This window comes from Kitasatospora sp. NPDC057542, assembly GCF_042801945.1.
GTDB lineage: Bacteria > Actinomycetota > Actinomycetes > Streptomycetales > Streptomycetaceae > Kitasatospora.
In genome coordinates, this window is record NZ_JBHVFE010000467.1 from 1 (window position 1) to 7,044 (window position 7,044).

At 73.0% G+C, this 7,044-nt stretch carries 6 protein-coding genes; 3 read left to right on the plus strand and 3 right to left on the minus strand.

Features of this window, described 5'->3' with window-relative positions; all coding sequences use genetic code 11:
* Window positions 1-31 precede the first annotated feature (31 nt).
* Window positions 32-892 carry a hypothetical protein gene (locus ACFU7Y_RS36635; protein WP_380770944.1) on the minus strand — a complete coding sequence of 287 codons (861 nt, stop codon included), beginning with the start codon at window positions 890-892 and terminating at the stop codon, window positions 32-34.
* 238 nt (window positions 893-1,130) lie between these two features.
* Between ACFU7Y_RS36635 and ACFU7Y_RS36640 the strand changes: the two genes are divergently transcribed.
* Window positions 1,131-2,006 (plus strand): A/G-specific adenine glycosylase, encoded by an 876-nt coding sequence (locus tag ACFU7Y_RS36640; protein WP_224283978.1) that lies wholly within the window; start codon window positions 1,131-1,133, stop codon window positions 2,004-2,006.
* Window positions 2,007-2,072: 66 nt separating this feature from the next.
* Here the strand turns inward: ACFU7Y_RS36640 and ACFU7Y_RS36645 are convergent, their stop codons facing one another.
* Window positions 2,073-3,668, minus strand: a complete 1,596-nt coding sequence (locus tag ACFU7Y_RS36645) for an MDR family MFS transporter (protein WP_224283974.1) — start codon at window positions 3,666-3,668, stop codon at window positions 2,073-2,075.
* Window positions 3,669-3,888: 220 nt separating this feature from the next.
* Here ACFU7Y_RS36645 and ACFU7Y_RS36650 point away from each other — a divergent pair, with 220 nt between their 5' ends.
* The gene (locus ACFU7Y_RS36650; RefSeq protein WP_224283975.1) at window positions 3,889-4,533 is read left to right on the plus strand and encodes a TetR/AcrR family transcriptional regulator; all 645 of its coding nucleotides are present in this window, start codon (window positions 3,889-3,891) and stop codon (window positions 4,531-4,533) included.
* A gap of 14 nt (window positions 4,534-4,547) precedes the next feature.
* Here the strand turns inward: ACFU7Y_RS36650 and ACFU7Y_RS36655 are convergent, their stop codons facing one another.
* Window positions 4,548-5,462, minus strand: a complete 915-nt coding sequence (locus ACFU7Y_RS36655; RefSeq protein ID WP_380770946.1) for a M23 family metallopeptidase — start codon at window positions 5,460-5,462, stop codon at window positions 4,548-4,550.
* Between the two features lie 356 nt (window positions 5,463-5,818).
* On the opposite strand from ACFU7Y_RS36655, the gene ACFU7Y_RS36660 reads away from it, so the two are divergent.
* Window positions 5,819-7,009: a threonine aldolase family protein gene (locus tag ACFU7Y_RS36660; protein ID WP_380770947.1), complete on the plus strand. Its 1,191-nt coding sequence runs from the start codon at window positions 5,819-5,821 to the stop codon at window positions 7,007-7,009.
* Window positions 7,010-7,044 lie beyond the last annotated feature (35 nt).

Consider the following 7,044-nt stretch of genomic DNA (forward strand, 5'->3'; position numbering starts at 1 on the left):
GCCGGGGGCTCCGGTGGAAGTTGACCGGTTCTCAGCTGTCCAGCCGGATCGAGGCCCGCGCCGAGACCTTGTCCCCGGAGAGTCCGGTGAGTTCCGCGAGGACCACGTAGGTGCCGCTCGCCGGCGGCGTCTGGTCGGCGGTCGCACACTGCGGCTTGCTGCGGCTGCGGTCCCAGGTGAAGGTCTCGGTCTGGCTGCCGTTCGCGCCGAGCTGCACCCAGATGCCGCCCTTGTCGGCCGGGCAGTCGCCGGAGGACCAGACCCGGTCGTTGTTGCTGCCGCTCACCGTGATCACGGAGGCGGTGCGGCCCAGGTCCACCCGGCAGTTGGCGCCGGAGGAGTTCTTGACGGTCAGGGCCAGCCGGGGTTTGTCCTTGGGCTGGTACGAGTTCTGGGTGCCGGCCAGCTCCAGCGCCACCTGCGAGGAGGCGCAGACCGGCAGCGCCATGATCTCGGGGGTGTTCACCGCCGGAGCGCCGCCGCCCGTACCGCCGGAGCCGCCCGTACCACCACCCGTGCCGCCGCCGGTCGCCGGCGCGGCGCCGCCCCCGGGGGCCGGGTTGGCGCCACCGGCGCCGGTGCCGCCGCTGAGGTTGACCTCGGTGCCGCCGCCGCCCGCCACCGGGCCGCCCCCGGTGCCGCCACCGCCCGGGCGCGCCGCGGGGCCGCTCGGGGAGGCGCCGGGCGTGATGGCCTGGGCCGGGGTCTGGTCCTGGGACGGAACGGCCTGCGCGGCCTTGCCCTGTGAGCCGCCGTCACCGCCTCCGCCCTGATCGATCATCAGCCAGGCGATCAGGGCGACCACCGCCGCGACGGCGACGAGCACGACGATGCGCCGACGCCAGTAGATCGAGGCCGGCAGTGGTCCGACGGGTTGACGCAGAGAAGGCACGATCAAACTCTACGAGACTGTGTGTGGCGATTGACTCACCAACACCGCACAGTCGCCCCTTCCTTCACATGATCCGCCATTTGATCCGTTCGAGCGAGCCCCAATCGGACGATTTTCGCGAGGCCCCCTGGGGTATCCGGAGTGGCCTGATCCACTTCGGCACGGTCGGCGGGCGTGGGAGGATCGAAGGGCCATGACTGCCATCACCACCACCGCCGCCGACGTCTCCCGGCCGCCGATGCCCCTGCCGCTGTTCCACTCGACCGTCCTGGACTGGTACGAGGCGAGCAAGCGGGACCTGCCCTGGCGGGCCCCCGACGCGACGCCCTGGGCGGTCATGGTGAGCGAGTTCATGCTCCAGCAGACCCCGGTCAAGCGGGTGCTGCCCGCCTGGGAGGCCTGGCTCACCCGCTGGCCGACCCCGGCCGACCTCGCCGCCGACGCGCCGGGCGAGGCGGTCCGGATGTGGGGCCGGCTGGGCTACCCGCGCCGGGCGCTGCGCCTGCACGCGGCCGCGGTGGCGATCACCGAGGAGCACGGCGGCGAGGTCCCGGACGACCACGCCACCCTGCTCTCGCTGCCCGGGGTGGGGGAGTACACCGCCGCCGCCGTCGCCTCCTTCGCCTTCCGTCAGCGGCACGTCGTGCTGGACACCAACGTCCGCCGGGTCTTCGCCCGTGCGGTGACCGGCGTCGAGTACCCGGCCCAGGCCACCACCGCCGCCGAGCGTCGCACCGCCACCGCGCTGCTGCCGGACGACGCAGAGACGGCCGCCACCTGGGCGGTCGGCGTGATGGAGCTGGGCGCGCTGGTCTGCACCGCGCGCGGCCCGGAGTGCGGGGAGTGCCCGCTGTTCACCGCCTGCGCCTGGCAGCGGGCCGGCCGCCCGCCGTACGAGGGCCCGGCCCGGCGCGGTCAGTCCTACGAGGGGACGGACCGCCAGGTGCGCGGGAAGCTGCTCGCGGTGCTGCGCGAGGCGCACGGGACGGTGCCGCAGGCCCGGCTGGACGCGGTCTGGCCGGACGCGGTGCAGCGGGCCCGGGCACTGGACGGCCTGGTGGCGGACGGCCTGGTCGAGCCGGTCGAGCAGGGCGTCTACCGCCTGCCCCAGTGAACGACGGTGAACGACGGCGCCCCCGGAAGGACGAACCTCCCGGGGGCGCCGTACGGGGCGGGACCGTCAGACGGCCGCGGCCTCCAGCGAGGCCTCGGCCGGCTTCTCGTCCTTGCCGGTACCGCGCAGCGGCACCTCGCGCAGGAACACCGCCGCGGCGATCGCGATCACGGCGATCCCGGCGCCCCACAGGAAGATGCTGTGCACGCCGTTGGACACCGCGTGGTTGTAGGCGTTCTGGACGTAGTCGGGCAGCTTGTGCAGATCGTCCAGGCTCATCTGGCTCGGGTCCTGCATCCCGCCCGGAGGCTGCGGCTTCCCGGCGAGCATCTCGTTCATGGTGTCCTTCACCCGGTTGTTGAACAGGGCTCCGAACAGCGCGACACCGAAGGAGCCGCCGATGGTGCGGAACAGAGTGGCGGTGGAGCTGGCCACGCCCATGTCCTTGAGCTCCACGCTGTTCTGTGCGACCAGCATGGTGATCTGCATCAGGAAGCCCATGCCGGCGCCCAGCACGACCATCCAGCAGGCCGAGGTGAAGCTGCTGGTCTCGGTGCCCATGGTGGAGAGCAGGATCAGGCCGGCGGTCATCACGAGGGTGCCGATGATCGGGTAGATCCGGTACTTGCCGGTCTTGGTGACGGCCTGGCCGACCACCAGCGAGATCACCAGCATGCCGAACATCATCGGCATCAGCAGCAGGCCGGAGTTGGTGGCCGAGGCGCCCTGTACCGTCTGCTGGTAGAGCGGCAGGAAGACGGTCGAGCCGAACATCACGAAGCCGACGATGAAGCCGATGATCGAGACCAGGGTGAAGTTCAGGTTGCGGAACAGGCTCAGCGGGAGCATCGGCTCCTGGGCCCGCTGCTCCACGTAGCAGAAGGCGATCAGCGAGGCGGCGGCGAGCGCGGCCAGGCCGAGGATCTCCTTGGAGCCCCAGGCGTACTGCTGGCCGCCCCAGGTGGTGATCAGCACCAGCGAGGTGATGCCGGTGGTGAGCAGCACGACGCCCGCATAGTCGATCCGGGCGGTGCTGCGGACCTTCGGCAGCTTCAGGGTGACGACGACCACGGCGAGCGCGACCACGCCGAGCGGCAGGTTGATGTAGAAGGTCCAGTGCCAGCTCAGGTGGTCGGTGATGAAGCCGCCGGCCAGCGGGCCGCCGATGGTGGCGAGGGCCATCACCGCGGCGAACATGCCCTGGTACTTTCCGCGGTCGCGCGGCGGGACGAGAGCGCCCATGATCGACATGACGCCGACCATCAGACCGCCGGCACCCAGGCCCTGGACGGCGCGGAAGCCGATCAGCTCGTTCATGTTCTGCGACAGGCCGGACAGTGCCGAACCCACCAGGAAGATCACGATCGAGGTGAGGAAGGTGCCCTTGCGGCCGTACATGTCGCCGAGCTTGCCCCAGACCGGGGTGGAGGCGGCGGTCGCCAGGGTGTACGCGGTGACCACCCAGGACAGGTGCTCGCCGCCGCCGAGGTCGTGGACGATGGTCGGCATCGCGGTGCCGACGATCAGGTTGTCGAGCATGGCCAGCAGCATGGTGACGACCAGGCCGACCATCACGAGGCGGATCTCGCGCGGCGACCGCGGTTGCTCCTCCTCGGCCGTCTTGTCCTCCGGTACCGGGCCGGCGGGCTTGGACTGTGACATGAGGTGGGGTCTCCCGGAGGGTGGTTCGGACTGGGCGTCGTGCCGTGCGGCGGCTCACTTACTTGTCGCCCGGCTAGTTTATCGACCGTCGGCACGGTAAGTTGTTTCCTAGCCGGTCGTCAAGCTAGTTTCTCGGCCGGCCGTCTGGGCAGGGAGAATGAGCCCGGGGCGGACACCACCCCGGGGTCCGTAGTACACCGACGCAGTCATGAGGCAGGCCATGGGCACTCCGCACAGCCCCCGCAGCGACACCCGGGCTCGCATCATCGAGGTGTCACTGGAGCTCTTCGCCGAGCAGGGCTACGAGCAGACCTCACTGCGCGAGATCGCCGACCGCCTTGGCGTCACCAAGGCCGCGCTGTACTACCACTTCAAGACCAAGGACGACATCGTTCTGGGCATCGTCGAGCGGATGGCCGCACCGATCGACGAGACCATCGCGTGGGGCCGCAAGCAGGCCTGGAGCCCGGAGATGCGCGACGAGCTGATCCGCCGCTTCGCGGACGGGATGGCCGAGCGGGCCCCGCTGCTGCGCTTCTTCCACGAGAACCAGCCCGCGCTGCGCGAGTCCCCGGCCGGGCTGGCCTTCAGGGACCGGATGATCACCATGATGCAGCTGGTGCACGGGCCGGAAGCGGACTTCCACGACCGGCTGCGGGCCGCGATGGCGCTGTTCACCGTCCATTCGTCGCTGTTCCTGCTCAAGCAGGACAACGCGGACTGCGGTCACGCCCGGAACGTGTGGGGCGAGCAGCTGCCCACCGCCGATCTGGACGCGGCGATCGGGGCGGCCCGGGACATCGCACTGGAGATCGGCGCCGGGATCAGCCACCCCGCCCCGGCCGCCGCCCCCGCCGGGACCTGAGGGCGCCGGACGGCTCAGAAGTCCGTGACGCCGTGCCCCGCGAGGTAGGCGATCGGGTTGACCACCGAGCCGTAGCGGTTGCTGGTGCGGATCTCGAAGTGCAGGTGCGGGCCGGTCGAGTTGCCGGTGCTCCCGGACAGCCCGATCCGCTCGCCCGCCGACACCCGCCGGCCCGCCGAGACGGCGAGCGAGGACATGTGGGCGTACTGCGCGAAGTGCCCGTCCGCCAGCCGCAGCACGACCTCCTTGCCGTACGCGCCGTCCCAGCCGGCCGACACCACGGTCGCGTCGCCGACCGCCAGCAGCGGTGTGCCCGGGGAGACCGCGAAGTCCACCCCGGTGTGGTAGCCGGCCGCGTAGCCGCGGTCGGCCTTCCCGTACGGGTTGCTGGTCGGTGCGTTCGGCACCGGCGCCGACCACCCGGGAACCGGCGCCGGTCCGGGTCCGGGCTCGGGGGCCGGCCCGGCGGCGGGCTCCGGCTGCGGCGCCGGCGGTTCGAGCGGCAGCAGGTTGGCCGCCACCGCCACGAACTGCTGCGCCGAGTCGCCGTCGTCGGGCAGCTTGTACGGGCTGGGGCCGGCCACCTGGACCAGCCCCGCGCTCGGCACCTCCGCCTGCGGCACGGTGAAGGCCGAGCTGCCCGGCGTGGTGGGCCGCACGGTCTGCGCCGAGGCCGTGCCCGGGGCGGCCACCAGCAGCACCCCGGCGAGCAGCGCGGCGACGCTTCCGGCGGACACCAGCGCGTGGTCGTGCTCGGCCCGCTGCCGGCTGCCGGGCAGGGTGGTGTGCCGGGGCGAGCCGAGGGCGCGCAGCGGAGTGACGTGGGTGCGGACGGCGTGGCCGATCCTGGGCTGCCAGGCCGCGGCCTGGGCCGCCGCAAGGACGGTGAGCCGGCGCAGGGCCGGCCCCACGGGCGGGACGGTGGACATCGCTTGCCGTACCTCACGGGTCGTACGAGGGCAGCACGGAGGGCCCGTTCGGGCGCGTGCTGAGCGGGGGACCACTCAGGTTTAACGGTCACCGAGCGGAGTCCCAAACGGGGTGACGTACTACGGCGTGTAGTCAGCGTGGCGCCGGAGATTCAAACCGGCGGAGTAGCGATCACGAGATCCGATCGTCCACGACCGCTCGGGGCGCCCGCCGATTCCGCCGCCCCCGCTACTACCGCCGGTCGTACCGGGCCGGAGGCCTGTGACCAGCACCACGCGCGGCCGGGGTTTGCGGGCTCGGGCCGCTTTCCGTCCGCACCGCTGACCGGTCCGGCCCGCTGCGGGACCATCGAGCCATGTATGGCAACAGGAGCGAAGACCCCGACGCCAGTGACCGCCCGAGCCTGCCGGACCGCCGCTTCGCCGCCCTGCGCGGCTGCGAGCGACTGCTGTCCGGCGTCCGGCCGCAGAGCATCCGTGAACGCCTCGCCGACCTGGCCGGCCCGCTGCCGGGCGCCGCCCCCGGTCCGCACGGCGCCGCCGACCTGGACGGCCGCCCGGACCAGTACGGCGACGGCGTGGTCCGCACCCTGGAGCGCCGGGTCGCCGAGCTGCTCGGCACCGAGGACGCGGCCTTCTTCCCGACCGGCACGATGGCCCAGCAGATCGCCCTGCGGATCCACGCCGAGGCCGCGGGGCCGCGCACCGTGGTCACCCACCCGCTGGCCCACACCGACCGGCACGAGCGGCACGTGCTCGCCGTCCTGTCCGGCCTGCGCAGCCTCTGGCCGACCACCGCGCCCCGCCAGCCCACCGCCGAGGAACTGCGCGCCCTGGACGAGCCGTACGCCGCGCTGAGCCTGGAGCTGCCGCTGCGCGACGCCGGGTTCGTGCTGCCCGGCTGGGCGGAGCTGGTGGAGCTGGCCGCGGTGGTGCGCGAGGAGCACGGTGCGGCGCTGCACCTGGACGGCGCCCGGATCTGGGAGTCCGCCGTCGCCCTCGGCCGGCCGCTGCCGGAGGTCGCCGGCCTGGCCGACTCGGTCTACGTCTCCTTCTACAAGACGCTCGGCGGGATCAGCGGCGCCGCGCTGGCCGGCCCGGGCGGCTTCGTCCGCACCGCCCGGGCCTGGCGGCACCGCTACGGCGGGCAGCTCTACCAGCAGTGGCCGTTCGCGCTGGCCGCGCTGGCCGGGCTGGAACGCGAACTGCCGCGGCTGGCCGGGTACGTGGCGCACGCCGGGACGGTCGCCGGGGCGCTGGCCCGGGCGTTCGCCGCCGTCCCCGGCGCCCGGGTGCACCCGGCCCCGCCGCACACCCACCAGTTCCAGCTCTGGCTGCCCTACCCGGCCGGGGAGTTGGAGGAGGCCGGGCTGGGGCTGGCCGAGGAGACCGGGATCGGGCTGTTCGGCGCCTGGCGCGAGTGCGGGCCGCCGGGGCTCTCGATGACCGAGGTCACGGTCGCCGCGGCCGCCCTCGACTGGACCGGCGCCGATGTCGCGGTGGCCGCCGCCGCCTTCCTGGACCGGTTACACGCCGACCGGTCCTGACAAAGCGTCCGGCCCGCCCCCGCGCGCTGCGGGGA